The organism is Pseudonocardia cypriaca, assembly GCF_006717045.1.
Taxonomy (GTDB): domain Bacteria; phylum Actinomycetota; class Actinomycetes; order Mycobacteriales; family Pseudonocardiaceae; genus Pseudonocardia; species Pseudonocardia cypriaca.
Window position 1 is genome coordinate 2,971,516 of record NZ_VFPH01000001.1, and the last position, 25,642, is coordinate 2,997,157.

General features: G+C 73.3%; 25 protein-coding genes and 2 riboswitches. Of the genes, 11 read left to right on the plus strand and 14 right to left on the minus strand.

Going from position 1 to position 25,642, the window contains the following annotated elements:
• Positions 1-126: 126 nt before the first annotated feature.
• The gene (locus tag FB388_RS14110) at positions 127-1,896 is read right to left on the minus strand and encodes an ABC transporter ATP-binding protein (RefSeq protein WP_142101071.1); all 1,770 of its coding nucleotides are present in this window, start codon (positions 1,894-1,896) and stop codon (positions 127-129) included.
• Between the two features lie 147 nt (positions 1,897-2,043).
• On the opposite strand from FB388_RS14110, the gene fgd reads away from it, so the two are divergent.
• Entirely contained in the window at positions 2,044-3,057 is a 1,014-nt protein-coding gene (fgd, locus tag FB388_RS14115) for a glucose-6-phosphate dehydrogenase (coenzyme-F420) (protein WP_211361909.1), read from the plus strand.
• Positions 3,058-3,109: 52 nt separating this feature from the next.
• On the opposite strand, the gene FB388_RS14120 is transcribed toward fgd, so the two are convergent.
• The 8 genes from FB388_RS14120 to FB388_RS14155 form a co-directional block, all read right to left on the minus strand.
• Positions 3,110-3,517, minus strand: coding sequence for a ChaB family protein (locus FB388_RS14120; RefSeq protein WP_142101073.1), 408 nt, complete (start codon positions 3,515-3,517; stop codon positions 3,110-3,112).
• A 4-nt stretch (positions 3,518-3,521) separates the two neighbouring features.
• Positions 3,522-3,839 (minus strand): DUF4235 domain-containing protein, encoded by a 318-nt coding sequence (locus FB388_RS14125; RefSeq protein ID WP_246121910.1) that lies wholly within the window; start codon positions 3,837-3,839, stop codon positions 3,522-3,524.
• Positions 3,836-4,072, minus strand: coding sequence for a hypothetical protein (locus FB388_RS14130; protein ID WP_142103076.1), 237 nt, complete (start codon positions 4,070-4,072; stop codon positions 3,836-3,838). The genes FB388_RS14125 and FB388_RS14130 overlap by 4 nt, the downstream gene beginning before the upstream one ends.
• Before the next feature lie 61 nt (positions 4,073-4,133).
• Complete coding sequence (locus FB388_RS14135) at positions 4,134-4,931, minus strand: AfsR/SARP family transcriptional regulator (protein WP_170225605.1); 798 nt, start codon at positions 4,929-4,931, stop codon at positions 4,134-4,136.
• A gap of 245 nt (positions 4,932-5,176) precedes the next feature.
• Entirely contained in the window at positions 5,177-6,148 is a 972-nt protein-coding gene (locus FB388_RS14140) for an ATP-binding protein (protein WP_142101078.1), read from the minus strand.
• Positions 6,145-7,062 carry an MEDS domain-containing protein gene (locus FB388_RS14145; protein WP_142101080.1) on the minus strand — a complete coding sequence of 306 codons (918 nt, stop codon included), beginning with the start codon at positions 7,060-7,062 and terminating at the stop codon, positions 6,145-6,147. Before FB388_RS14145 ends, FB388_RS14140 begins: the two co-directional genes overlap by 4 nt.
• Before the next feature lie 215 nt (positions 7,063-7,277).
• Entirely contained in the window at positions 7,278-8,858 is a 1,581-nt protein-coding gene (locus FB388_RS14150; protein ID WP_142101082.1) for an acetolactate synthase large subunit, read from the minus strand.
• Positions 8,855-9,358 (minus strand): OsmC family protein, encoded by a 504-nt coding sequence (locus FB388_RS14155; protein ID WP_142101085.1) that lies wholly within the window; start codon positions 9,356-9,358, stop codon positions 8,855-8,857. The genes FB388_RS14150 and FB388_RS14155 overlap by 4 nt, the downstream gene beginning before the upstream one ends.
• Before the next feature lie 65 nt (positions 9,359-9,423).
• On the opposite strand from FB388_RS14155, the gene clsA reads away from it, so the two are divergent.
• The 7 genes from clsA (at position 9,424) to gcvP (ending at position 16,539) form a co-directional block, all read left to right on the plus strand.
• Entirely contained in the window at positions 9,424-10,077 is a 654-nt protein-coding gene (gene clsA / locus FB388_RS14160; protein WP_246121911.1) for a cardiolipin synthase ClsA, read from the plus strand.
• Between the two features lie 10 nt (positions 10,078-10,087).
• The gene (gene gcvH / locus FB388_RS14165; protein WP_142101087.1) at positions 10,088-10,474 is read left to right on the plus strand and encodes a glycine cleavage system protein GcvH; all 387 of its coding nucleotides are present in this window, start codon (positions 10,088-10,090) and stop codon (positions 10,472-10,474) included.
• A gap of 155 nt (positions 10,475-10,629) precedes the next feature.
• Complete coding sequence (garA, locus tag FB388_RS14170) at positions 10,630-11,082, plus strand: glycogen accumulation regulator GarA (RefSeq protein ID WP_142101090.1); 453 nt, start codon at positions 10,630-10,632, stop codon at positions 11,080-11,082.
• Between the two features lie 108 nt (positions 11,083-11,190).
• Entirely contained in the window at positions 11,191-11,664 is a 474-nt protein-coding gene (locus FB388_RS14175; protein ID WP_142101093.1) for a bifunctional nuclease family protein, read from the plus strand.
• A gap of 118 nt (positions 11,665-11,782) precedes the next feature.
• Positions 11,783-12,361, plus strand: a complete 579-nt coding sequence (locus FB388_RS14180) for a MerR family transcriptional regulator (protein WP_211361910.1) — start codon at positions 11,783-11,785, stop codon at positions 12,359-12,361.
• 126 nt (positions 12,362-12,487) lie between these two features.
• Positions 12,488-13,264: a PIG-L deacetylase family protein gene (locus FB388_RS14185; RefSeq protein ID WP_142101098.1), complete on the plus strand. Its 777-nt coding sequence runs from the start codon at positions 12,488-12,490 to the stop codon at positions 13,262-13,264.
• A 142-nt stretch (positions 13,265-13,406) separates the two neighbouring features.
• Positions 13,407-13,499, plus strand: a riboswitch (glycine riboswitch).
• Positions 13,500-13,501: 2 nt separating this feature from the next.
• A riboswitch (glycine riboswitch) is annotated at positions 13,502-13,600 on the plus strand.
• 53 nt (positions 13,601-13,653) lie between these two features.
• Entirely contained in the window at positions 13,654-16,539 is a 2,886-nt protein-coding gene (gcvP, locus tag FB388_RS14190) for an aminomethyl-transferring glycine dehydrogenase (RefSeq protein WP_142101101.1), read from the plus strand.
• Positions 16,540-16,748: 209 nt separating this feature from the next.
• On the opposite strand, the gene FB388_RS14195 is transcribed toward gcvP, so the two are convergent.
• The 3 genes from FB388_RS14195 to FB388_RS14205 all read right to left on the minus strand — a co-directional run bounded on the left by FB388_RS14195 (position 16,749) and on the right by FB388_RS14205 (position 20,334).
• Positions 16,749-17,828, minus strand: coding sequence for a DUF4037 domain-containing protein (locus FB388_RS14195; RefSeq protein ID WP_246121912.1), 1,080 nt, complete (start codon positions 17,826-17,828; stop codon positions 16,749-16,751).
• A 134-nt stretch (positions 17,829-17,962) separates the two neighbouring features.
• On the minus strand, positions 17,963-19,015 hold the full coding sequence (locus FB388_RS14200) for a hemolysin family protein (protein WP_142101106.1): 1,053 nt from the start codon (positions 19,013-19,015) through the stop codon (positions 17,963-17,965).
• Positions 19,012-20,334: a hemolysin family protein gene (locus FB388_RS14205; protein ID WP_142101109.1), complete on the minus strand. Its 1,323-nt coding sequence runs from the start codon at positions 20,332-20,334 to the stop codon at positions 19,012-19,014. The genes FB388_RS14200 and FB388_RS14205 overlap by 4 nt, the downstream gene beginning before the upstream one ends.
• 266 nt (positions 20,335-20,600) lie before the next feature.
• Between FB388_RS14205 and coaA the strand changes: the two genes are divergently transcribed.
• On the plus strand, positions 20,601-21,572 hold the full coding sequence (gene coaA, locus FB388_RS14210; protein ID WP_246121913.1) for a type I pantothenate kinase: 972 nt from the start codon (positions 20,601-20,603) through the stop codon (positions 21,570-21,572).
• Between the two features lie 35 nt (positions 21,573-21,607).
• Positions 21,608-22,054: a MarR family winged helix-turn-helix transcriptional regulator gene (locus tag FB388_RS14215; protein ID WP_142101115.1), complete on the plus strand. Its 447-nt coding sequence runs from the start codon at positions 21,608-21,610 to the stop codon at positions 22,052-22,054.
• Between the two features lie 720 nt (positions 22,055-22,774).
• Here FB388_RS14215 and FB388_RS14220 read toward each other — a convergent pair.
• Both FB388_RS14220 and FB388_RS14225 read right to left on the minus strand, forming a co-directional pair.
• Positions 22,775-23,572 carry a DUF427 domain-containing protein gene (locus FB388_RS14220; protein ID WP_142101117.1) on the minus strand — a complete coding sequence of 266 codons (798 nt, stop codon included), beginning with the start codon at positions 23,570-23,572 and terminating at the stop codon, positions 22,775-22,777.
• Positions 23,573-23,613: 41 nt separating this feature from the next.
• On the minus strand, positions 23,614-24,321 hold the full coding sequence (locus FB388_RS14225; protein WP_142101120.1) for an SIMPL domain-containing protein: 708 nt from the start codon (positions 24,319-24,321) through the stop codon (positions 23,614-23,616).
• 56 nt (positions 24,322-24,377) lie between these two features.
• Between FB388_RS14225 and FB388_RS14230 the strand changes: the two genes are divergently transcribed.
• Positions 24,378-25,574 (plus strand): lactate 2-monooxygenase, encoded by a 1,197-nt coding sequence (locus FB388_RS14230; protein WP_142101123.1) that lies wholly within the window; start codon positions 24,378-24,380, stop codon positions 25,572-25,574.
• The last annotated feature ends 68 nt before the right edge of the window (positions 25,575-25,642 follow it).

Here is a 25,642-nt window from a genome sequence, read left to right on the forward strand (position 1 = left end):
GCCCCGAAAGGTTCACCACGTAACTCGGCGGCCCAGGCGCCCGCTGGCCGCGTTGCCGCACGACCCGAGTACGCCCGGTACGAGGGTCGCGCGGCGCCTTGCCAGCGAACGCCTGGATCCACCGATTCACGCGCCAACCTTCCGGGGCGGGGCACTAGCCAGCAGCCTGCGGTACTCGGGCACGGCGGCGAGCAGCTCGGTGTGCGTGCCGACGGCGGTGATCCGGCCGTCGTCGAGCAGCGCCACCCGGTCGGCGAGCTGGATGGTGGAGGGCCGGTGCGCCACCACGAGCGCCGTGACCCCGCCCAGCACCCGGCGCAGCGCGGCCTCGACCTCGGCCTCGGTGTGCACGTCGAGGGCGGAGAGCGGGTCGTCGAGCACCAGGACCGGCGGGTGCCCGACCACCGCCCTGGCGAGGGCGAGCCGCTGGCGCTGACCACCGGAGAGGGACATGCCCTGCTCGCCGATGCGGGTGTCGAGACCCCACGGCAGCGCGGCGACGAACCCGTCGGCGCTGGCGACGCGCAGCGCCTCCCAGACCTGCTCGTCGGAATGTCCTGGTGAGCCGAGGAGCACGTTCTCGCGCACGCTCGCCGAGATCAGCACGGGGTCCTCGAACGCGGGGGCGACGACGGTGCGGAGGTCGGCGAGGCGGAGCCGGCGCACGTCGACGCCGTCGACCAGGACGGCGCCGCCCGTGACGTCGTACAGGCGGGTGACGAGCGCGGTGAGGGTGGTCTTGCCGGACCCGGTGGCACCGACCAGAGCGAGGGTCTCGCCGGGCCGCAGGGTGAGGTCGACGCCGTGCAGGACCTCCCGGTCGCCGCCGGGGTAGCGGAACCGCACGCCCGCCAGCTCGAGCGCGCCGCGCACCGGATGCGGCAGCGGCAACGGCTCGGCGGGATCGACGATCTCCGGCACGACGTCGCGGACCTCCCAGTACCGCCTGGTCGCGGCGGCGGCGTTGCTCGCCTCGGCCAGCAGCCAGCCGATCGACGCGATCGGCCAGTACAGGTAGGTCATCACGGTGACGGCGGCCACGAGGGTGCCGATCGTCAGGGTTCCGCTCGCGACGCCCCACGCGCCGAGCCCGAGCACCACGGCGATCGCCGACTCCGGCAGCAGCACGAGGACCGCCCACAGCGCGGCGAGGAGCCGGATCTTGGTCAGCTCGGTGCCCCGCAGGCCGCGGGCGTCGGCCACGAAGCGCTCGGTGAGCCGTCGCCCGCGACCGAGCGACTTGAGCACGCGGATCCCCAGTGCCGACTCCTCGACGACGGTCGCGAGGTCGCCCGCCTGGTCCTGGGCGCGGCGGGCCTCGACGGAGAACCGCCGCTCCAGCAGGAGCGTGAGGGCGAGCAGGGGCACCGCGGCGATGGCGATGACGACCCCGAGCCACACCGACAGCCACATCAGCACGGCGATGCCGACCAGCACGGTGAGGACGTTGACCACGAGGAAGATGCCGGAGAAGGCGACGAACCAGCGGATCGTGCTGAGGTCGGCGGTGGCGCGGGAGAGCAGCTGCCCGGACGGCCAGCGGTCGTGGAAGGACACCGGCAGCCGCTGCAGGTGCGCGAACAGGTCGGCGCGCATCGCCGCCTCGACGCCGGTGCTCGGCCCCGCCACCAGGCGCCTGCGCAGGAACAACAGCACGGCCTCTCCGACGCCGAGCCCGAGCACCCCGAGCACCAGCCACGGCAGGGCCCCGAGCTCGCCACGGGCGATGGGACCGTCCACGATCGCGCGGGTGACCAGCGGGACCGTCAGCCCCGCCAGGGTGCCGGCGAGTGCCGCCGCACCGCCCGCGAGCAGCGGCCACCGATGCGGGTGGACGTAGGGGGCGAGGCGGCGGAGCGTGGCGAGGCTGGCCCGTGCGGGCGGGGGCTCGGTCATGGCTGCTTCGACCGTAGGTCGGTGGGGCGGCCCGCGCATTCGAGTTCGCTCATCTGCCCGAGCGAACCACTTCGACTCGGCTCGAGGTCCATAACTGGGGAAGTGGCAGGCTGGGAACAGCAGAAGATCGCACTGGAAGGAACCGTCGTGGCGGCAGGACAACTGAGGATCGGCTACAAGGCGTCCGCGGAGCAGTTCGCGCCCCGGGAGCTGGTGGAGTACGCGGTGCGCGCGGAGGAGGTTGGCCTCGACAGCGTCGTGACGTCGGACCACTTCCTGCCGTGGCGGCACGAGGGCGGGCACGCGCCCGCTTCGCTCGCGTGGTTCGCGGCCGTGGGGGAGCGCACGTCGCGGGTGCTGATCGGGACGTCGGTGCTGACGCCCACGTTCCGCTACAACCCGGCGGTGCTCGCCCAGACGTTCGCCACCCTCGGGCTGCTGTACCCGGGGCGCGTGATGCTCGGGGTGGGCACGGGCGAGGCACTGAACGAGATCGCGGTGTCCGGCCGGGAGTGGCCGGAGTTCAAGGAGCGGTTCGCCCGGCTGCGCGAGTCGATCAAGCTGATGCGGGCGCTCTGGACGGAGGGTGAGGTGTCCTTCGAGGGCGAGTACTACCGCACCGTCGGGGCCACCATCTACGACCGGCCCGAGCAGCCGGTGCCGGTGTACGTGGCGGCGGGCGGCCCGGTCGTCGCGAAGTACGCCGGGCGGGCCGGTGACGGGTTCATCTGCACCTCGGGCAAGGGGATGGAGCTCTACACGGACAAGCTGATCCCCGCCGTCGAGGAGGGCGCGGCGGCCGCCGGGCGCGACGCCGCCGACGTCGACCGGATGATCGAGATCAAGCTGTCGTACGACCGCGACCCGGACCAGGCCCTGGAGAACACCCGGTTCTGGGCGCCGCTCTCGCTCTCCGCGGAGCAGAAGCACAGCGTCGGATCGGCGGTGGAGATGGAGCGCCTCGCCGACGAGCTGCCCATCGAGCAGGTGGCGAAGCGCTGGATCGTGGCCTCCGACCCGGACGAGGCGGTGGCGCAGATCAAGCCGTACATCGACGCGGGGCTGAACCACCTCGTGGTCCACGGCCCCGGCCACGACCAGGAGCGCTTCCTCTCCCAGTTCGCCGAGGACGTGCTCCCGCGGCTGCGGGCCCTGGGCTGACCCGGTCGTGAGTGGATACGCGTGCTCCGGCGCGCGTATCCACTCACGAGGGTCACTTCTTGCCGCGGGACTTCGCGGTCTTGCGGTTGTTCGCCTTCTGGATGGCGTCCACGAGCTCGTCCTTCTTCATCGACGAGCGTCCGGAAATGTCGAGCTTCTTCGCCACGTCCATCAGGTGCTTCTTCGACGCGTTCGCGTCGACGCCGCCCGCGGTCGGCCGGTCGGTGCGGCGGCCGGGACCGGAGGCCTGCTGGTCGGACGGGCCCTTGCGGCCCTTCGGCTCCCAGTGGTCACCCACCTTCTCGTGGGTGTGCTTGAGCGCGGAGAACGCGACGCGGCGGGCCCGGCCGCCCTCGTCGCCGTAGGTCTCCATCGCCGAGTCGTAGGTCTCCACCCAGGTGCGCTTCGCCTTCTCGTCGGAGCGCTCCACGGTGCTCGGCATCGCGTCCTTGCCCGGCATGTCGTCACACCTCCGCTCGGCGGTGCGCCGGTGCGCGGGGGGTGTCCAGGAAGCGCCGGACGCCCTTCATCCCGTACCGGTCCACCGCGGTCTTGATCAGCCCGAAGACGGCGCCCTGCAGCGTGGCGGCCAGCAGCACCTCACGGGTGCTGTAGTCGTCGGACAGGGGCTGCGGGGTCTCGTCCTCGTCGGAGATCCTCTTCCAGATCATCCCGAAGACCTTGCCGGCGAGCAGGCCGCCGACCATCCCGAAGAACAGGCCGATCGGCTTGTAGGCGAGCTTCGCGAGCCCGGTGAGCTCGTTGCCGTCCCGCCGGTTCACGACTCCCGCTCCGCTCGCGCCTCGGCGCCGGTCTCACCCTCGAAGCCGGAGTCCTGACCGGCGATACGGCCGACGAACTCCTCGTTCTCGTCGGTGCCGGTCGTGCTCGGCCCGTCCGGGTCGCCGTGGCGTGGGTCGGCGCGGTCCTTGCGGTCGGGATCGACGCCTCCCGTGTCGCGGCTGCGCGCGACCTGCGGGTCGACCTCGACGTCCGGTTCGGAGGTGTTGTGCATGCCCTGCGGGTACCCGATCACCCGGGTCCCGAACACCGGAAAGGCGCTGAGTGGGAGCCGCTCAGTAGGGGCGCGACGCCCCGCCGCCGGAGACGAGCCTGCGCGTGCCGCCCGCGGCGCCGCGCACCCCGCGCAGCCCGGGCAGCTGCACTGCCGAGCGCGGCACGGGGCGGCGGGCCCGCAGCACCGGCCAGGCGGGCGAGGGCGGGAAGAGGGCGTCGAGGCCGTTGGAGGCGGGCCCGCCGACGCTGGAGCGCAGCAGCTCCTCGTACGCGTCGTACTCGGCGATGGCCGCAGCGATGTTGCCCTGCGCGAGATGGGCCTCGATCAGGGCCCGGCGAGCGCTCTCGCGGCTCGGTGCGGCACGGACGGCCAGCTCGGCGAGCGCGACGGCGTCGGCGTGCCGGCCCGCCGCGGACAGCCGGAGGCTGCGTTCCTCGAGGGCGTGCAGCCGCAGCTGGCGGAACCGCTCGCGCTCCACGGCGATCCAGGTGGCCGTCCAGCTGGGGAGGATGTCGGCCGACAGCAGCGCGATGTCCGGGCTGTCGCCCGCCGGGATCTCCGGGAGCGCCCTTACGAGACCGAGCGCGTCGCTGAGGTCGACGTGGACGTCGGCGGCGAGGGAGAGCGGGCCGGTGAGGTCGCCGTCGGTGAACAGCGTGGGGATGCCGACCGCGGTGGCCGCCTCGGCGAGGAGGCGCTGCCCAGCAGCGGCGGGCACGCCCGGCCAGAGGTCGGCGGCGAGCGTGGCGTGCTCCTGCGGCCGCGGGTGCACCGCGAGGTAGGCGACCAGCCTGCGCGAGTCGACGCCGAGCGGCACCGCGGCCCCGTCCGAGACGAGGGTGAAGGACCCCAGCACGCGCACCGCGTGCCGTGCGCCCGGGTGCGCCTGAGTCGTGCGAGATCGTCGCTGATCGTCAGACATGATCGTCCCATGTGTGGAGTGCTCGGCTGAAGCTCGCGAGGACCCGTCGGCAGCATGACAGCGCCCGAGTCCGCGAAAGAGTGTTCTCCCGAGCGACCGCCTTGCCAAGGGGCATGTTCGTCACACTTCCGGCTGCTCTGCGGCCGTCCGAGTGACTTGCGAGTCACCGGTCATCTTACTCATGGCGCGGCGTGCACCCGAACGTGGGTGCCACGGGTGTCTGCCCACACGTGGAGCGAGTCGCACAGCTGCCGGGCGATCCAGACGCCCCGCCCGCGAGGTTCCGCGGGGTGCGGGGCCTGCAGCCCGGGCAACGGGTCGCGCAGCGTGCCGGCGTCGTCGATCTCGCACAACAACCCGTGCGCCCCGGTCCACAGCGACAGCTGCGCCTCCGGGGTGCCGTGCTCCACCGCGTTGGTGGCCACCTCGTTGACGGCGAGGACGATGTCCTCCACGCGTTCGCGCTCGTAGCCGCGGCCGGAGAGCGCCCCCTCCACGGCGGTGCGCACCTCGTGGAGCTGCCACGCGCTGAACGACAGCCGCACGTCCGGTGGGCCGAGCAGGGGCGGCCGGGCGGCCGGCCGCGCGGTGAGGACGGCGCGCGGATCGTGGTGGCCGGGGTTGTGGCGCAGCTCGCCGTCGGTGAGCAGTAGCGGGTGGTTGCGCCGCGCCCCGTCGAGGATCTCCTGGTGCAGGGGGAGCTCCGGGTAGAAGCAGGTGATGCGAACCGGCAGGTCGGCGAGCGCGACGTTGAGGGCCGCGTCGAGCTCGGTCCAGAAGCGGCCGTCGGCGCCGTCGAACGCGGCCGTGTGCTCGTTGAGCACGGTGACGGGACGGCCCGACGCGACGCTCAGCGCGCGCAGGTCGAGGGCCCACCGGGCGGCGACCGTCTGGGCGGACGCGCCTGCCGGGCCTGCGTCCGGCCGCCGCAGGCGGACCAGCCGCTCCTCGGCCGGGAGCCGGCCCTCGAGGCGGTCGGCGAGGGACCGCTCGGTGGCGGGCTGCAGCGCGGTGGCGAGGGGCTCGTCGCGGTCGACGGCCTGCTCGGCGAGCGGGACGAGCTGGTCGAGCAGCTCCGCGGTGGAGCCGTGGAAACCGGCCGCGTGTTCGAGGCGAACCGCGTTGGCCGAGCGGGTGGTCTCGATCCTCATGCCGTGGCTTGCTCGGGAGAGGCCTGGCCGACGGGAGCGACGTCGACCGGTGGGAGGTCGCTGCGGGTGCGAACGACGAGCTGGGTGGCGAACGGCGCGCCGCACCGGTCGAGCACGCGTTGCACGTTCGGCCGGACGCCGGTGAGGACCAGGCGGTGCGCGTTGGGGAACTCCTCGGCGGCGTGGACGAGCCCGACGGCGCCCGCGACGTCGAGGAAGCGCAGCGACGACATGTCGAGGGTGATGTCGGCGGGGGCGTCCGGTTGGCGCAGCGCCCGGTCGAGGGCGGCCTCGAGGAAGCTGCGGATGCGTGGCCGGTTGCTGTGGTCGCACTCGCCCGCGACGCGAGCGGCGCCCGCGCCGATCGCCGTGATGCGCATGAGGCCGTCGTCGTAGATCGAGGGGGCGACGACCTCCGTGTGGTGCGCGGCCCGCATCGACTCGACGACCTCATCGGGGTAGCGGCCGCGGTCGTAGATGCACAGCACGTGGGCCGGCCGGTGGCGGACGACCTCCTCGATGACGCGGTCGTAGTCGGCCATGCCTGCCTCGCCGCCGGCTTGCCTCGCCACGAAGGTGAGCCGCCCGGTGATGCGCACGGCCGGGAAGCCGGCGGCCAGTGCGGCGTCGACGGTGGCACGGACCGTCTCGGCGACCTCGCGTGGCGAGGTCTGCCGGTCGCTCGGGACGATGGTGAACCGGCCTTCGCGCAGCGGCCCGGCCACGGCGACGCCGTCGTCGGTCATCCGCTCGAGGACGCGGTCGGAGCTCCCGTCGTCGAAGTAGACGACGTGCTCGCCGCGGACGAGGCCGTGGGCGAGGAACTCGGCGGAGATCTGCCACAGCTGCTCGTCGCTCACCGGGACCGCGATGGCATGGTCGACGGACCGGCAGTCCTCGACCGTTGTCGTCATCACGCATCCCCGGGACGAGCGGACCAAGCATCACAGTCGAACGCAGTACTGCTGAACCGCGAGTGTCGTCGAACCAGGCAGTATCGCCGAACGGCGCAGGTTCGTCGAACGCAGTGTCACGCGTAGGACACTGTACGTCCGCCACCGCTCCACGTACCCGCTGGTACGGCGAAGCGCATGATCGCGGCGGTGAACGGGCGCGCGGAACGCCCAGATCAGGGCAGCAGCGGTGGCACCATCGCCTCGACGAGGTGGGGCCCCGGCTCGGCGGAGGCGCGGCGGAGGGCGGCGGCGAGCTCCTCGGCGGTGGTGACGCGCTCACCGGGCACGCCCATCCCCGCGGCGAGCGCCACGAAGTCGAGGTCGGGCCGGCCGAGGTCGAGCAGCGCCCTTGCCCTGGCCCCGTCGCCCGCGAGGTGCTCGGCGGCGCCCGTCTGCAGCAGCTCCATGCGCAGGATCGCGTAGGCGCTGTTGTGGTAGACGAGCGTGGTGACGTCCAGGCCCTCGCGGGCCTGGGTCCACAGCGCGGAGATGGTGTACATGGCGCTGCCGTCGGCCTGCAGGCACCAGACGGGCCGGTCGGGGCAGGCCACTGCTGCGCCGGTTGCGGCGGGCAGGCCGTAGCCGATCGAGCCGCCGGTGAGCGTGAGCCAGTCGTGGCGCGGGGCGCCGGCCGTGACGGCGGGGAGGCCGAGTCCCGAGGTCACCGACTCGTCGACGACGACCGCGCCTTCCGGCAGCAGGGCACCCACCACGGCGGCTGCGCTCTCCACGGTGAGCGCGCCGGTGGGCAGCTCGGGCCGGGCGGCGGGGGCGGGCCGCGCCCGGGTGCCCGGGGCGAGCAGGTCGGCGAGCTCCTCCAGCGCCGCGGTGGCGGTCCCGCCGGTGAGTGCGCCTTCCTTCGGCACGAGCGCGTGGACGTGGCACCCGGCGGGCACGAGGTCGGACGGCTTCCCGGGGTAGGCGAAGAAGGACACCGGCGAGCGGGCCCCCACCAGCACGATGTGGCGCGCCCCCGCGAGCTGGCCGACGGCCACGTCGACGACGTAGCCGAGCCGGTCGACGGGCGCGACCCCGGCGCCGCGCTCGAGGCGGGTGGGGAAGGTCTCGGCGAGCACCCGCGCCCCGGTGGCGGCGGCGATGCGGTCGGCCGCCGCGAGCCCGGCGGCCCGGGTGGCGTCGCCGCCGACGAGCAGCACGCACGGCTCGCCGGAGGAGAGGACCCGCGCGGCCTCGCTGATCGCGTCCGGCTCGGCGCGGGCCGGCCGGGCGACCTCGTCGGGGGTGAGGACCGGTTCGCCGCCGTCGCCCCAGCTCACGTCGGCGGGCAGCACCAGCGTGGCGACCTGCCCGGCCCTCGCCGCGGCCACCGCGGCGGCGGCGTCGGCGCCGATCTCGGCCGTGAGGGTGCTCTCCCGCACCCAGCCGGACACGGCACCCGCGATCGCGGCGATGTCGGACTGCAGCGGGGCGTCGTACTTGGCGTGGGTGGTGGCGTGGTCGCCGACGACGTTGACGAGTGGCGTGCCGGCCCGGCGCGCGTTGTGCAGGTTGGCCAGGCCGTTGCCGAGGCCGGGGCCGAGGTGCAGCAGCGTGGCGGCGGGCCGCTCCGCCATGCGCGCGTACCCGTCGGCGGCCCCGGTGGCGACGCCCTCGAACAGGGTGAGCACCGCCCGCATCTCGGGCACCCCGTCGAGGGCTGCCACGAAGTGCATCTCGGAGGTGCCGGGGTTGGCGAAGCAGGTGTCGACGCCGCTGGCCCGCAGCGACCGCAGGAGTGCGTGTGCGCCGATCACGCGCGCACGCTCACCGAGGTGGCGGGGGAGGACTTGAGGGTCTGCAGCACCACGCAGTAGCGCTCGGTGAGCCGGATCAGCGTGGCGACCTCGTCCTCGCTCGCGGTGGTGTCCAGGTCGAACGAGAGCCGGATCTCGCGGAACCCGACCGGGGCCTCCTTGTCGACGCCGAGCGTGCCGCGGAAGTCCAGGTCGCCCTCGGCGTGCACGGTGCCGCTCGCCTGGATGCCGAGCGACGTGGCCACGGCCCGCAGCGTGACACCGGCGCAGGCGACGAGCGCCTCGAGCAGCATGTCCCCGGAGCACAGCTGGGTGCCGTCGCCGCCGGTGGCCGGGTCCAGGCCTGCCTCGGCGAGCGCGGTGGCCGTGCGCACGCGGCAGGCGACGCCGGAGCCGTCCAGCTCGCCGTCGGCGGCGAGCGTGACGACCGCGGCGGCCGGGTCGTCCCGGTAGCGCGCCTTGAGCGGGGTCTGCAGCTCTCGGAGGGTCGTGGCGTCCATGGATGCATCGTGCCCCGCGCCGTCACGAGGCGCGACGGCGCGGCGGGGATCAGTAGGCTCATCGGGTGGCCGAACCGTCGCTGACCAGCCTGCTGGCGCAGCTCCGCAGCGATCGGGTGCTGACCGTGCCCAACCTCCTCAGCGCGGTGCGGCTCGCCGGGGTGCCGGTGTTCCTCTACCTGCTGCTCGTGCCCGGTGGCGCGGCGTGGGGCGCGGACATCTGGGCGATCGTGGTGCTGGCCCTCGGCGGCATCACCGACTGGCTCGACGGGAAGCTCGCCCGTCTGCTCGGCCAGTACAGCGCGCTCGGCGCGCTCCTGGACCCGGCGGTCGACCGGCTGTACATCCTCGCCGCGCTGGTGGCGCTGGGCGTGCGCGACGTCGTGCCCTGGTGGGCGGTGATCGCGCTCGTGGCCCGCGACCTCCTGCTCGCCGCCACCCTGCCGGTGCTGCGCTCCCGCGGTTACGGGCCCTACCAGGTGACCTACCTCGGCAAGGGCGCCACGTTCCTGCTGCTGTACGCGTTCCCGCTCCTGCTCGCCGCGCAGGCGCAGGGCTGGTTCGCCGATCTCGCCCGCCCGTTCGCATACGCGTTCTCCGTGTGGGGCACCACGCTCTACCTGTACACGGGCGCCCTCTACCTGGCCCAGTTCGTCCGCGCGCTGCGCACGCCGGCCCATCGGGCGGGGGTCGCGGGCGGCCAGCAGAGCGGGGGCTAGGGTTCCGATCGTGATCCCCGAGGACCTCCGCTACACCGAAGCCCACGAGTGGGTGCGCGACCTGGGGGACGGGGTGGTTCGCATCGGCATCACCGACCACGCCCAGTCCCAGCTCGGCGACGTCGTCTTCGTGCAGCTGCCCGCCGTCGGCGACGAGGTCACGGCAGGTGCGGCCGTCGGCGAGGTCGAGTCCACGAAGTCGGTCTCCGACATCTACTCGCCCGTCGTCGGCACGGTCTCGGCCGTCAACGACGCCCTCGACGCCAACCCCGAGCTGATCAACTCCGGCCCGTACGAGGCGGGCTGGATGTTCGAGATCCGGCTGGCCGACGACGCGACCGGCGTTCCGGACGACCTGCTCGACGCGGCCGCCTACCAGGAGCTGACGGGCAGCTGACCGGGCCTCCCGGTCCCACAGCTGCAGGGTAGGTTTGCAGGACCTCGCGCCGGCGCGCGTGTTCCGCCCGAACGGCGTCACACTTACCGCTGGAGCAGTGCATTTCCGTGAAGCCAGGGCACCACACGAGCCCACCATCAGGAGGAGACCCCGAGGTGACCACGAACGACGGGCCTGGCGTGCCCCCGGAGCGTTCCCCGGAGACCACCTCGGTCTTCCGCGCGGACTTCCTCTCGGAGGCCGAGTCCCCGGCCCAGGACCAGCCGGTCTCCGGTGTCGAGTCCCTGCCCGCCGGCTCTGCCCTGCTGGTGGTCAAGCGCGGCCCCAACGCGGGCTCCCGGTTCCTGCTCGACCGGGCGTCCACGAGCGCAGGCCGCCACCCGGACAGCGACATCTTCCTCGACGACGTCACCGTCTCGCGCCGCCACGCGGAGTTCCGCAGCGACGCGGGTGAGTTCGTCGTCGTCGACGTCGGCAGCCTGAACGGCACGTACGTCAACCGGGAGCCGGTGGACACCGCCGTGCTCGCCAACGGGGACGAGGTGCAGATCGGGAAGTTCCGGCTCGTGTTCCTCACCGGACCGCGCGAGTCCGGGGCGAGGGGCTGACCTCCGCACCACTCGCCGTACCGGCGCCACGACCCGTCCGGAGTCGGGCGCCGGCAGGGTGCGCCGTGTAGCGTCGGGAAGCGCAGGACCGCGAGGAGGAGCAGAGCGATGAGCGAAATGCGCGTCGTGGGGGTACGGGTCGAACTGCCCGCCAACCAGCCGATCCTCCTGTTGCGGGAGACCTCCGGCGATCGTTATCTGCCGATCTGGATCGGTTCGGTCGAGGCCACCGCCATCGCGCTCGAGCAGCAGGGTGTCAAGCCGGCCCGGCCCCTCACCCACGACCTCCTCAAGGACGTGATCAACGCACTGGGGCGGCGCCTCGAGCAGGTGCGGATCACCGATCTGCAGGAAGGCACCTTCTACGCGGAGCTGGTGTTCGACGGCGGCATCACGGTGTCGGCGCGCCCCAGCGACTCGGTGGCGCTCGCGCTGCGGATCGGGGTGCCCATCCACGCCGAGGAGAGCGTGCTCGCCGAGGCCGGGTTGATCATCCCGGACGAGCAGGAGGACGAGGTCGAGAAGTTCCGCGAGTTCCTCGACTCGATCACTCCGGAGGACTTCCGGGGCGCCCAGCCGTAGAGGCGGCGGCGTGCCGCGTTGACCGGGCAGGCGCAGGCTCATATCGTCGGATTTCTCGCAGCTCGTCGTACGGCAGACCCCCCGGTCGCCGGAGTCGGGCTCCGGCGGAAGGAGTTCGGTGGAGCAGCCGCCGTCCGGCGCGCCCGAGCAGGGCGAGCTCTTCCCCGACCCGCTGCTCGGAGAAGGTTTCGAAGGCCTGCCCGACCAGCTCGTCGGCTTCCGCGGGCCCACGGCCTGCCAGGTCGTCGGCATCACCTACCGGCAGCTCGACTATTGGGCGCGCACCGGTCTCGTCGTCCCGTCGATCCGCGGTGCCGCGGGTTCCGGGTCGCAGCGGCTGTACTCGTTCAAGGACGTGCTCGTCCTGAAGGTCGTGAAGCGGCTGCTGGACGCAGGGGTGTCCCTGCAGAACATCCGCGTGGCCGTCGAGCACCTGCGCCGCCGCGGCATCCGCGACCTCGCCGGCATCACGCTGTTCAGCGACGGCACCACGGTCTACGAGTGCGCATCGCCCGAGGAGGTCGTCGACCTGCTGCGCGGCGGCCAGGGCGTGTTCGGCATCGCGGTCGGCGGGGCCATGAAGGAGATCAGCGGCTCCATCAAGGACTTCCCGGTGGAGCGGGCCGACGGCGGCAGCGTCGACGACTCGCCCGAGGACGAGCTGTCCCGCCGCCGGGCGCGGCGCGCGATCAGCTGACAGCCCCTGTCGGAGCTCGCTCGTCGGAGGAGCCGGTCACGGTGCCGGCGCAGGTCTCACCGTCGCTGCAGAGGGATCGCTGAACCCACGTCGTTGCAACGCTGCAACGGAAGGACGGTTTGCCCGATGACCGAGCTGGTGCCTGCACTGCCCGAGGAGTCCTTCCGGCGCGTCCTCTGCGTCGTCGCGCACCCGGACGACATGGAGTACGGCACCTCCACCGCCGTCGCGCGCTGGACCGCGCGCGGGATCGAGGTCGGCTACCTGCTGCTCACGCGCGGGGAGGCAGGAATGCCCAACCCGCCCGAGGAGACCGCGCGCCTGCGCCTCGCCGAGCAGCAGGCCGCGTGCGCAGCCGTCGGCGTCGAGCACCTCACCGTGCTCGAACACCCCGACGGCGTGCTCGTCTACGGCCTGGACCTGCGCCGCGACATCTGCCGGGAGATCCGCCGGTTCCGGCCGGACGTCGTGGTCACCTTCGGGTACGCGGTCGAGACGCCGATGGGCTACGACCAGGCCGACCATCGTGCCGCCGGTCTGGCCGCGCTCGACGCGGTGCGCGATGCCGCCAACCGGTGGGTCTTCGCCGAGCAGATCGACGACGAAGGACTCGAACCGTGCGACGTGCGCTGGATCCTCCTCCCGGCGTTCGCCGGAGATCCCGGCAGGACCCACGGTGTGGACGTCACCGGCGAACCGCTGCAGCGCGGGGTCGCGTCACTGGAGGCACACGCCCGCTACCTGGCCGCGCTACCGGACCATCCCGCGCCCGCGGACTTCATCCCGATGTTCCTCGCGCTGAACGGCAAGGAGATGGGGGTCGAGCACGCGATGTTGTTCCGCGCCCGTGACCTGCAGGCACCGCCGGCGCTCCTCATCGAGGACACGGTCGACGACTCCTGAGACCGGACCGGCGCCGTCCACGAGCGCAGCCCGCGAGGGCGTGTCGGTCCGTCGAAGGGGGTCGTGGCACGCATCCCCTCGGTGGCGAGCCGCCTGATCGTGAACCGGCGGGCCGCACCGGTAGCATTTGCCGGGTAGTCGCCGAACTCACGCGGGAGAGTCCCGGTCCCGACCGGGCGCCGAAGGAGCAACCCCTCCCCGGAACCTCTCAGGCAGCCAGGACCGCGTGGTGAGACGCCTCTGGAAAGCGACGGGCCTGCCCGTCCGCCGACGGGGAAAGCCCTGGTCTCGAAGGGTGAATCTCTCAGGCGCCCGGTAGCCGGGCGGGGACAGAGGGGGAGGGCAGCTCCGCCCTGCCCGTACCGATCGCGCTTCCCCCGGAGGATCCCGTGACCGACCGACCCACACTCTCCGACCTGGAGCGCGGTACCCCGTTCGCCGACCGCCACATCGGGCCCCGGCCCGCCGAGCTCGACACGATGCTCGCCGCGATCCGCGCCTCCTCGCTCGACGAGCTCGCAGCCACGGCCGTACCCGACAGCATCCGCGACGGTGCGGACGGCGGGGAGCCGGTGGCGTCCACGCTGCCGCCGGCGGCCTCCGAGACCGAGGTGCTCGCCGAGCTGCGGGCACTCGCGGCGCGCAACACCGTCACGGTCCCCATGATCGGCCTCGGCTACTCCGGCACGATCACGCCGCCGGTGATCCGCCGGCACGTGCTGGAGAACCCCGCCTGGTACACCGCCTACACCCCGTACCAGCCGGAGATCAGCCAGGGCCGCCTCGAAGCGCTGCTGACCTTCCAGACGGTCGTGGCCGACCTCACCGGCCTCCCGGTGGCCGGCGCGTCGCTGCTCGACGAGGCCACCGCGGCCGCCGAGGCGATGACGCTGCTGCGCCGGGCGGGCAAGGCGCGCTCGCCGCGCTTCGTCGTCGACGCCGACACGCTCCCGCAGACCCTCGAGGTGCTGCGCACCCGGGCCGAGCCGCTGGGCATCGAGCTCGTCGTCGCCGACCTGGAGGGCGGCCTCCCCGAGGGTGAGCTCTTCGGGCTGCTGCTGAGCTACCCCGGCGCCTCCGGGGCCGTCCGCGACCCCTCGGCCCTGATCGAGGCGGCCCACGAGCGGGGTGCGCTGGTGGCGGTGGCCGCCGACCTGCTGGCCCTCACACTGCTCACCCCGCCCGGTGAGCTGGGCGCGGACGCCGTCGTCGGCACCACCCAGCGCTTCGGGGTGCCGCTCGGGTTCGGCGGCCCGCACGCGGGCTACCTGTCGGTGCAGGAGAAGCACGCCCGGCAGCTGCCCGGGCGGCTCGTCGGCATGTCCCGCGACGCCGACGGACACCCGGCGCTGCGGCTGGCGCTTCAGACCCGCGAGCAGCACATCCGCCGCGAGAAGGCCACGTCGAACATCTGCACGGCGCAGGTGCTGCTCGCGGTCGTCGCCGCCTGTTACGCCGTGTACCACGGCCCGGACGGGCTGCGCCGGATCGCGGAGCGCGCCCACCGGATGGCCGCGGTGCTGGCCGCTGGGCTGCGCGCCGGGGGCGTGGAGGTCGTGCACGGGGAGTTCTTCGACACCGTGCGGGTTCGGGTGCCGAGCCGGGCGGAGGAGGTGGCCGATGCCGCGCACGGCGCCGGGATCGCGCTGCACCGCATCGACGCCGACACGCTGGGGATCGCGTGCTCCGAGGTCACCACGGTCGCCCACCTGGACGCGCTGTGGTCCGCCTTCGGGGTGTCCGCCGATGCCGCGGAGCTCGACGCCGGCACCGGCGACGCGCTGCCGGCCGGCCTGCGCCGCGAGTCGGAGTACCTGACCCACCCGGTGTTCCACGAGCACCGCAGCGAGACCTCGCTGATGCGCTGGCTGCGCCGCCTAGCCGACGCCGACCTCGCGCTCGACCGCACCATGATCCCCCTCGGCTCCTGCACGATGAAGCTCAACGCAGCCGTCGAGATGGAGCCGATCACCTGGCCGGAGTTCGCGAACCTGCACCCGTTCGCACCCGAGGCCGACGCGGCGGGCACCCTCGAGCTGATCGCCGACCTGGAGCGCTGGCTCGCCGAGCTCACCGGCTACGCCGCGGTGTCGCTGCAGCCCAACGCGGGCAGCCAGGGCGAGTTCGCGGGTCTGCTGGCGATCGCGGCCTACCACCGCAGCCGTGGCGAGGGGCACCGGAACGTCTGCCTGATCCCGGCGAGCGCCCACGGCACCAACGCCGCGTCCGCGGTGATGGCCGGGATGCGCGTGGTCGTGGTGGCCACCGCGCCCACCGGCGACGTCGACCTGGACGACCTGCACGCCAAGATCGCCGAGCACGGGTCGGCGCTGGCCGCGCTGATGATCACCTACCCGTCCACGCACGGGGTGTTCGAGGCGCGGGTCCGCGAGGTGTGCGACGCGGTGCACGAGGCGGGCGGGCAGGTCTACGTGGACGGGGCGAACCTCAACGCGCTGGTCGGGCTGGCGCGGCCGGGGGCTTTCGGCGGCGACGTGAGCCACCTGAACCTGCACAAGACCTTCTGCATCCCGCACGGCGGCGGCGGACCGGGCGTCGGCCCGGTGGCGGTGGCCGAGCACCTGGCGCCGTTCCTGCCGGGAGGGGCCGGAAAGGACGGACAGAGCGTGGGCGCGGTCTCGGCCGCCCCGTACGGCAGCCCGGGCGTGCTGCCGATCTCGTGGGCGTACCTGCGGCTGATGGGCGTCGACGGGCTGCGCCGGGCCACGCTCACGGCGGTCGCGGCCGCCAACTACGTCGCCGCGCGGCTGCGCGAGCACTACCCGGTGCTGTACGCGGGCGCGGACGGCCACGTGGCCCACGAGTGCATCCTCGACCTGCGCGGGATCTCCAAGGAGACCGGCGTCACGGTCGACGACGTCGCCAAGCGGCTGGCCGACTACGGCATCCACGCGCCGACGATGTCGTTCCCGGTGGCGGGCACGCTCATGGTGGAGCCCACCGAGAGCGAGGACCTCGCCGAGATCGACCGCTTCGTCGACGCCATGATCGGCATCCGCAAGGAGATCGACCGGGTGGCGGCGGGGGAGTGGCCGGCCACGGACAACCCGCTGCGCGGAGCCCCGCACACCGCGGCCTGCCTCGTGGACAAGTGGGACCACCCGTACTCGCGCGAGATCGCCGCCTACCCGATGGGCGGGACACCCGGCGTGCACGACCGGAAGGTGTGGCCGCCGGTGCGCCGGATCGAGGGCGCCTACGGCGACCGGAACCTGGTGTGCAGCTGCCCGCCGGTGGAGGCGTTCTCCTCCTGAGGCAGACCGGCTGCGGACGGGCTGGAGTGGACGGGCGGGTCCCCTCCGCCCCACCCGTCCGTAGCAAGGAGGGTGCACGGGCCGTGGTGATACATGTGATCGCCACCACTCGTCAACGAATCATTGACACCGCCGGATCGCCAACGAATCGATGACGCCGAACCTCGGCCGGGAGCAGCCGACGGCGAGAGCCGCCGGCCGCCGCTCGATCACCGTTCCCGCGCGAGTGCCGCGTGGGCGACGGCTCGGCTGCGGCGGGGGTCGGTGAGCAGGTCGGTGTTGTCGGCGTGCTGGTCGACGGCGCCGGTGCGGGGGAGTGCGGCGATCGCCGGGTCGGTGACGGCGGCGAGGAGGGCGTCGGCGAGGCGGTCGGCCTTCAGCACCTGGAACGGACGGTCGAAGTACGGCCGGGTGGTGGGGTCGACGGCCGCGGCGAGGCGGGTCTCGTTCTGCGCGGTCGCCAGGACCTCATAGGCGGTGCAGAGGTGCCGCTCGCGCTCCTTCCACACGGTGGCGGCAAGCGTGCCGCGCAGGACGGGATCGAGGTCGGCGGCCAGTGGGAGCGCGGCGAACGCGCTGCCGAGCCACTTGCTGTACGGCGGGTAGCGCCGGTGCAGGAGCAGGGCCAGCCTCATGAGGTCGCGGACGAGGCGCGCGGCGACGACGGCGGAGCCGAGCTCGTCCCCGACCTCGCCCGCGCGCCCGACGAACGCCTCCTCCTGGGCGATCCGGCGCCACTGGCAGGCGAGGACGTAGCGCCAGACGTCGGCCGGGTACCAGGCGAGCGCGGCGCGCAGCGGTCCCAGCTCGCCGAGGCCGTCGTGGAAGACGGCGCCACCGGTGGCCTCGGCGAGGGCCTGGGCGGGCAGCGCCAGCCAGTCGACGGGGCGGAGGCCCGGGCGGGGGTCGACACCGAGCCGATCGGCGCACCAGGTGCCGACCGTGGTGATCCCGACCCGGTGTCGGACCGGGCCGTTGGTGGGGGCCATGCGGCCGACGTGGTCGCCCTCGACGCTCTCGAAGTGCGTCGGCCAGCCGTGGAAGGTGCGGGGGAGGTGCTCGGCGAGGTGGCGGTCGAACTCGGGGATGCGGCCGGCGTCGGCGGGGGAGAGGAAGACCTCGAGGCTCGGCCCCCACTCGTGGTCGGCCGAGCGGGGCGTGTCGAAGCCGAGGACCTCGGACCCGGACCCGGACCCGATCCGGGCGGCGGAGTGCCGGACGTCGCCCAGGAGCGGGCGGACGGCCTCGATGTAGAAGGCGCGGGAGAGCTGGAGGCCGGGAACGAACACCCGGGCATCTTGGCGGCCCCAGCGGGGGCTGAGCATCTGTATTCGCTGTCAACGAATCATTGACGCCAACTGATCGTCAATCACAGATTGACGATCACGAACAGCAACGACAACAGAGCCGGGGGAGTGGTCGCTCAGGCCTGCCGCTCGCGGGCGTGGGTGGCGTCGCGGACCTCGCCCACGTAGTGCTCGACGAGGTCCTCCATCGCCACCAGGCCCGCGGTCTCACCGCGCGGACCGACGGCACGGCCGAGGTGGGCTCGTGAGCGGCGGAGCACGGCGAGCGCCTCGTCGAGCCGCACGGACGCCGGAAGCTCCGGCAGCGTGCGTATGCGCGAGCCCGGCACTGCTGCCGCCGGGTCGTCGACGAGGTCGAGGATGTCCTTCACGTGCAGGTACCCCGCGAGGTCGCCGGAGCTCGCGCGCACCGGGAAGCGGGAGAACCCGGTCTCGGCGACGGCGTGGGCGACGTCGCCGACGGTGGGTTCGGCCGGGAGCGACACCAGCTCGGACACCGGTACGAGCACGTCGGCCACGGTGGCCTCGGCGGAGCGGAGGGCGCGGGTGAGGCGCCGGGATTCGTCGTCGGCGAGCAGGCCCTCCCGGCCGGACTCGGCGATGAGGTCGGCCAGCTCACCGGAGGTGAACGACGCCTCCAGCTCGTCGCGCGGCTCCACCCCCAGCAGCCGCAGCACGGCGTTGGCGATCACGTTGAACAGCTCGATCAGCGGCCGCATCACCGTGGTGAACACGAGGAACGGCGGGACCAGCAGGATCGCGGTGCGTTCCGGCCCGGCGATGGCGATGTTCTTGGGCACCATCTCGCCGAGCAGGATGTGCGCGACCACGACGATGGCGAGCGAGATCGTGAACGCGACCGGGTGGACGAGGGCCTCGGGCATGCCGAGCCAGGTCGCGGGCCGTTCGATGAGGTGGGCGACGGCGGGTTCGCCGAGCCGGCCGAGCAGGAGCGAGCTGATCGTGATGCCGAGCTGCGACGCCGCGAGCATGCGGGACAGGTCGGCGTGGGCGCGCAGCACGGTGGCGGCCGCCGCGGTGCCGCCTGCGGCCATCGCCTCGAGCCGGTCGCGGCGCGCGGAGATCAGCGCGAACTCGGCGCCGACGAAGAACGCGTTGGCCCCGAGCAGCGCGACGGCGGCGAGGAGTGCCAGCAGGTCCGAGGTCACGTGCCCTCCTCGGCGACCGGGCGGGCCAGGCGCAGCTCGGCGACCCGGTTGCGGTCCCGGCGCAGGACGGTGAGGCGCCACCCGTCGACGGTGACCTCCTCGCCCACGTCCGGGATGCGTCCGAGCCGGGTGAGGACGAGGCCGGCGAGCGTCTCGTACGCGCCGGGGGGCATCTGGAAGCCGATGGCATCGGCCACCTCGTCGCCGCGGAGCAGCCCGGACACGACCCAGCTGTCGCGGCCGAGCGGTCGCACCGTGGACTGCTCGGCGCGGTCGTGCTCGTCGCGGACGTCGCCGACGATCTCCTCGACGAGGTCCTCGAGGGTGACGATGCCCGCCGTGCCGCCGTACTCGTCGACGACGACCGCGAGCTGGAGCCCGGAGCTGCGCAGCCGCGTGAGGAGCTCGTCACCGTCGAGGGATCCGGGCACGGTCGGCACCTCCTGCACGAGCTCGCCGACCTTGGCGCTGCCCCGGTCGGCGGGGTCGATGCCGAACGCCTGCTTGACGTGCACGACGCCGAGCACGGCGTCCGGGTCGCTGTTGTGCACCGGGAAGCGGGAGAAGCCGCTGCGCCGGGCGAGCGCGATCATGTCCGCGACCGTGGCGTCGGCGTCGAGCGACTCCACTCGGACCCGCGGCGTCATGAGGTCCTCCGCGACGCGGTCGGTGAACCGCAGGGACCGGTCGAGCAGCGTGGCCGTGCCGGCGTCCAACGTGCCGTGCTCCGCGCTCGATCGGACCAAGGAGCTGAGCTCCCGGGCCGAGCGGGCCGAGCGCAGCTCCTCGGCCGGCTCCACGCCGAGGCGGCGCACCACGGAGTTGGCGGCACTGTTGAGGCCGTTGATCAGCCATCGGAACGCGTGCGCGAAGCCGCTCTGCAGCCAGACGACGGCGCGGGCGGTGCGCAGCGGGCCCGCGATGGCGAGGTTCTTCGGCACGAGCTCCCCGAACACCATCGACAGCGTCGTGGCGAGCAGCAGGGAGAGCACGGTGGCGGTACCGGCGGCGAGGCCGGGGGAGAACCCCATCGCCTCGAGCCCGGGCCGGAACAGCGACGCAATGGCCGGTTCGGCGATGTAACCGGTGACCAGCGTGGTGACCGTGATCCCGAGCTGGCTGCCGGACAGCTGGAACGACAGGCTGCGGTGCGCCCGCTGCACGGCCCGCGCGCGGCGGTCGCCCACCTCGGCGACGTGGGCGTCGACCTGGCTGCGTTCCAGTGCGGTGAGCGCGAACTCCGATGCCACCGAGATCGCGGTGCCGAGGGTGAGGGCGGCGACGGCGACCAGGCCGAGGACGGAGAGCACGACGGTCATCCGCGGCCTCGCCGGCGAGTGGCCGCAGCTGGGGCAGGGCAGGTGTGGGGGCGCCGGGTCGGACCCGGCCCGCTACTGCAGCCCGGATCTGCGGGGCTTGCGGTGGGCACGGCGTGTTCCTCCTGGAGCGGAGGCCCCAGTGTAGGTGTGTGCCCGTACGGGTTCCTGCGGGAGTCGCGCCCGTCACGAAGAGGGGCGATCCGGCCGCGCGGGATCTAGGTTGACCCCTCATGAGCGGCATTCGCACCGGTGCGTTGCCTGGGACGTTGGCCCCGCCGAAAGAGCTGCGGGAGGAGACGTCCCAGAACTCGTCGCCGTTCGTCGACTTCGACCGGGAGTCGTGGTCCCGACTCGGCGCGAACACGCCGCTCCCGCTCACCGCCGAGGAGCTCGACCAGGTCCGCAGCCTGGGTGACGAGGTCGACCTCGACGAGGTGCGGGAGGTCTACCTCCCGCTGTCACGGCTGCTGACGTTGCACGTGCAGGAGGGCGGCCGGCTCTACCGCGCCTACCGGACGTTCCTGGGCGCCACCACCGCGCGCACCCCGTTCGTGATCGGGATCGCGGGGTCGGTGTCGGTGGGCAAGTCCACCACCGCGCGGCTCATGCGGCTGCTGCTCGCGCGCTGGCCGCAGCACCCCCGGGTCGCGCTCGTCACCACCGACGGGTTCCTGCACCCGAACGCGGAGCTGGAGCGGCGCGGGCTGATGACGCGCAAGGGCTTCCCGGAGTCCTACGACCGGCGTGCGCTGCTGGAGTTCGTCACCGAGGTGAAGGCGGGGCGGGCCGAGGTGTCGGCCCCGGTGTACTCGCACCTCACCTACGACATCGTGCCCGGAGCGCGCTCCACCGTGCACCGCCCGGACATCCTCCTGCTCGAGGGGCTGAACGTCCTCCAGCCGGCCCAGCCGTCGCGCGAGGGTGGGCCTGCGCTCGCGGTGAGCGACTTCATCGACTTCTCGGTGTTCGTGGACGCGGCCACCGACGACATCCGCCGCTGGTACGTCGAGCGCTTCCTGCGGCTGCGTGAGACGGCGTTCCGCAACCCGGAGTCGTACTTCCGCCGGTACGCCGCGCTGGACGAGGCCGGGGCGATCGCGCGGGCCGAGAGCATCTGGGCGGAGATCAACGGCCCCAACCTGGAGCGCAACATCCTGCCGACCAGGGGGCGCGCCAGCCTCGTGCTGCGCAAGGGACCCAAGCACGACGTCACCGGGATCAGGCTGCGCAAGGTGTGAGAACGCGCTCCAGGCGCACCTGGCACCATGTGCCGATGACCACCGGGTCCGTGGAGACCGAGGAGCTGACCGCGCTCGCCGCCCGGTTGCGGCTCGTCGTCGGCCGGCTGCATCGGCGCATCCGCATCGACGGGCGGGAGTCGATTCCACCGCTGCAGCTGTCCGCACTGGTCACGGTGGAGCAGCACGGCCCGCTCCGGCTGTCCGAGCTGGCCCGCCGCGAAGCCGTGACGGCGCCGACGATGAGCAGGGTGCTGGCAGCGCTCGACGAGCAGGGCCTCGTGATCCGGACCCCGGACCCGCACGACGCGCGCGGCGTGCAGATCGTGCTCTCCGACGACGGCGCGGCGCGGCTCGCCGAGGTGCGCAGCCACCGCACCGCGTTGGTGGCCCGCCGCCTCGAACGACTCGGCCGCGAGGAGCGGCAGCGGATCGTCGCCGCCATGCCCGCCCTGGAAGCCCTGCTCGTCGACGACGACTAGCCGAGTAATTCCGAACTCCACCGGGGCCCCGACTGGCGCTGGAGCGACAGTGAACGTTCCGCGGAACGCAGGTCGGCGCGGCACGGGGCGGCGACATCGCGTCGATCCCGGGCGACGCCTAGCGCTGGTGATCGCCCGTGCAGGGGTGCTGACGGTGGTCGCGGAATGCGATCCGGGTAGGCGTGCACATCCTGTGGGGTCGGTGCACATGGTCGGCGGTGTGTGTGGTGGCGGGACGGTGTGCACGATGGCGCAGAGACCGGGGCCAGCCCGTGAACGCCGCCCCATGGTGGCGGACCGCCGGCATCGGGGGCGGGCGCCGGGAGGCTCGAGCCGGGGACGGCGCGCCCTCCGGCGGCGTGTTGACCAGATCGACCCGACGAGAACTGATCGACAGAAGGGCAGCGATCGCCCTGCCGGGACGGCCATGATCCGAACTGGCGGTTTTCCATGGCTGCGGCCACAACCATGGACGCCCGATACAGCGGATCATGAGCGCCAAGATCGCGAGTAGCGGTTGTCCATGGCTGTCGGCACAGCCATGGCGAACCGATACTCCGGATCATGCCCGCGACCGGACGGGCTTGGCACGAGCACCGAACGCCCGTGATCGCAAAACCCGTACTGGACGAGCAAGTCCGACCTGATCAGTGGTTGTAGGCGATCAGTGCGATGTTCACCGCCGGCCCGCCGTTAGGACTTACTCGTCTAGGAGGACGACTAGGCGGGCTCGCCGTCGACCAGCACCGTCAGCCCGTCGTGCAGGAAGCTCAGCCGCCCGGCGATCCGGGCCGACTCGGGCAGCGGGTTCGGGTAGGCCCATGCCGCGTCGGTGAGCTCGCGGCCGTCCGGTAGCCGCACGGACCAGTAGCTCGCCTCGCCCTTGTACGGGCAGCGGGTGCGGGTGGCCGTGGGCTCCAGCGGCACGCGCACGTCCTCCCGCGAGAGGTACCAGCGCGCCGGGAGGCCGGTCTCGTTCAGCACGAGCGGCTGGTGGGACTCGGCGACGAGCGTGTCACCCGCGAGCACCTGCACGTGCCGGCTGGTGGGCCGCACGTCCACGCGGGTGTACGGGTCGGTGAGGTGCGCGAACACCTGCTCGTCCTCGTCGAACCACGCGTCGGCGGCCTCCCAGTACAGCGACGCGTACCCGGCGAGCCACTTGGCGTCGGGCAGCGGGTCGGGGTAGGCCCACAGCGCGTTCTCGAAGACCCGGTCACCGACGCGCAGCGTGCGGTAGCCGGCGTCGCCCTTGAACGGGCAGTGCGTGCTGTGGTCGCTCGGCACGAACAGCGTCTGGTCGATGTCCTCCTCGGGCACGTACAGCCGCGGCAGCAGGTTCGTCTCGTGGACGAGCACGCCGCCGCGGGTGTCGAGGACGGTGCGGCCGGCGACCTCGGCGCGTACGCGGCGCGGGAACGGGTGCATGAGCAGCTTGTGGGCGGGGCCGTCGATCCGGTAGTTGACGGTGGCGGGCGCGGCCGCGGACAGCGGACCGTCGGCACGGGTGAGAGCCATGTCATCAGCAACACCGGGAGCGGCCGCGCATTCCGGCGGATCTACGCGATGTCGTGCACGACCTCCACCGTGACTGCCAGCTCCTGCGTGCCCGGTTGGATCGGAACCGACTGCACGGCGCGGTCGGCGGCCTCGGCCTTGTAGGCGATCGGCGGCTGCTCGCCCGCCAGCTCGACGATCGAGCGCACCGCTCCCAGCCCGACCCCCGCCGCGTCGGCGAGCTGCCGCGCCTGGGCGAGCGCGCGGCGCACCGCATCGGCCCGCGCCTCGGCACGGGCCGCGCTCTCGTCCGCGATGGAGAACTGGATGGTCTGCACGCGGATCGCGTCGCCGGCGGCGGCGGCCGCCTGGTCGATCAGCGCCCCGGCCGCGGCGATGTCGTGCAGGGTGGCCGTGACCTGGTTGCTCACCTCGTAGCCGGTGATCCGCCCGGTCTCGGGCGCGCTCGTCGGGTACACGGTGAGCTGGCTCGTGCGGATGTCGGCGGGCGCCACCCCCGCGCCCTGCAGGACCCCGACCACGGCGTTGGCGCGCTCGGAGTTGGCGGTGAGCGCCGCGGTCGCGCTGCGGTCCCGCGTCGTCACCCCGAGCACGATGCTGGCCGTGTCCGGCGCGGCGACGACGGTGCCGGTGGCGCGGGCGGTGATGGCGGGCGGCGCGGCCTGTCCGGACGGGGCGGGCGCCGTCGGTGCGCATCCGGACAGGGCGAACGTGGCGAGGGCGAGCAGCGGGATCGTGGCGCGGTGCATGCCTCCAGGACGGAACGGCCGCGGGATCGGTTGCATGAACGGCTAGGTTTCGAGGAATGGGCGTTCCGTTCGCCGCCTACGGCGCCGAGATCTACCTCAACGGGCTCGCCGGCGAGCGGCCCGCTCTGTCCACCGACCCGGCGCGGCTGGAAGCGGCCGCGCGGTCGGTGCTCGATGACGGCCCGTTCGGCTACGTCGCGGGCGGTGCGGGCGGGGGCGCCACCATGCGCGCAAACCGGGCGGCGTTCGACCGGTACGGGATGGTGCCGCGGATGCTGCGCGACACCACCGAGCGGGACTGGTCCACCACCCTGCTCGGCACGGCGATGCCGGCGCCGCTGCTGCTCGCCCCGATCGGGGTGATGTCGATCGTGCACCCGGACGGTGAGCTGGCGGTGGCCCGGGCAGGGGCGGAGCTGGGCGTGCCGATGGTGCTGTCGACAGCGTCGTCGCACACGATCGAGGAGGTCGCCGCCGCGTCCGGCGACGCTCCACGCTGGTACCAGCTGTACTGGCCCACCGAGGACGCGGTCACCGTGAGCATCCTCGAGCGGGCCAGGGCCGCGGGCCACCAGGTGCTGGTGGTCACGCTCGACACCTGGACGCTCGGCTGGCGCCCGCACGACCTGGATCTGTCCTACCTGCCGTTCCTGCGGGGCGTGGGCACCGCGATCCCGTTCTCCGACCCGGCGTTCCGGGCCGGCCTCGCCGCGCCGCCCGAGGAGGACCTCATGGCCGCGGTCGGGCGCTGGGTACCGATGTTCACGGGCGCCGCCGTGCGCTGGGACCGGCTCGACCTGCTGCGCGAGCACTGGGACGGGCCCATCGTGCTGAAGGGCGTGCAGCACGTGGACGACGCCCTGCACGCGCTCGAAGCCGGGATGGACGGGATCGTGGTGTCCAACCACGGCGGGCGCCAGGTCGACCGGGCGATCGGGTCGCTCGACGCGCTGCCGGGGATCGTCGCAGCCGTCGACGGGCGCGCTGCAGTGCTGTTCGACTCGGGGATCCGCAGCGGCGCCGACGCCGCGGTTGCGCTCGCGCTGGGCGCCGACGCCGTGCTGCTCGGCCGTCCGTACGTCTACGGGCTCGCGCTGGGCGGCCAGGACGGGGTCCGGCACGTGTTGCGCTCGGTGCTCGCCGAGCTCGACCTCACCCTCGCGCTCTCCGGTTTCGCCGACCTCGCCCAGCTGCGCGGGGCGAAGGACGCGGTGCGGGACGCGGCGAAGCACGTCGCCTACATCGGCGCGTGACCTCGTGATGCCATAGTAGGTGCCGGGAGTCCCCCGGCGGCCCGCCGTGGGGCCGAAGGAAGGGGAGC

What these genes read in the sequence shown, in the direction of transcription:
- FB388_RS14110 (WP_142101071.1), bottom strand. Translation starts at nt 1,896, where the DNA reads ATGACCGAGCCCCCGCCCGCACGGGCCAGCCTCGCCACGCTCCGCCGC.
- FB388_RS14120 (WP_142101073.1), bottom strand. Translation starts at nt 3,517, where the DNA reads ATGCCGGGCAAGGACGCGATGCCGAGCACCGTGGAGCGCTCCGACGAG.
- FB388_RS14130 (WP_142103076.1), bottom strand. Translation starts at nt 4,072, where the DNA reads ATGCACAACACCTCCGAACCGGACGTCGAGGTCGACCCGCAGGTCGCG.
- FB388_RS14140 (WP_142101078.1), bottom strand. Translation starts at nt 6,148, where the DNA reads ATGAGGATCGAGACCACCCGCTCGGCCAACGCGGTTCGCCTCGAACAC.
- FB388_RS14145 (WP_142101080.1), bottom strand. Translation starts at nt 7,062, where the DNA reads ATGACGACAACGGTCGAGGACTGCCGGTCCGTCGACCATGCCATCGCG.
- FB388_RS14155 (WP_142101085.1), bottom strand. Translation starts at nt 9,358, where the DNA reads ATGGACGCCACGACCCTCCGAGAGCTGCAGACCCCGCTCAAGGCGCGC.
- FB388_RS14175 (WP_142101093.1), top strand. Translation starts at nt 11,191, where the DNA reads ATGAGCGAAATGCGCGTCGTGGGGGTACGGGTCGAACTGCCCGCCAAC.
- FB388_RS14185 (WP_142101098.1), top strand. Translation starts at nt 12,488, where the DNA reads ATGACCGAGCTGGTGCCTGCACTGCCCGAGGAGTCCTTCCGGCGCGTC.
- FB388_RS14205 (WP_142101109.1), bottom strand. Translation starts at nt 20,334, where the DNA reads ATGACCGTCGTGCTCTCCGTCCTCGGCCTGGTCGCCGTCGCCGCCCTC.
- FB388_RS14215 (WP_142101115.1), top strand. Translation starts at nt 21,608, where the DNA reads ATGACCACCGGGTCCGTGGAGACCGAGGAGCTGACCGCGCTCGCCGCC.
- FB388_RS14220 (WP_142101117.1), bottom strand. Translation starts at nt 23,572, where the DNA reads ATGGCTCTCACCCGTGCCGACGGTCCGCTGTCCGCGGCCGCGCCCGCC.
- FB388_RS14225 (WP_142101120.1), bottom strand. Translation starts at nt 24,321, where the DNA reads ATGCACCGCGCCACGATCCCGCTGCTCGCCCTCGCCACGTTCGCCCTG.
- FB388_RS14230 (WP_142101123.1), top strand. Translation starts at nt 24,378, where the DNA reads ATGGGCGTTCCGTTCGCCGCCTACGGCGCCGAGATCTACCTCAACGGG.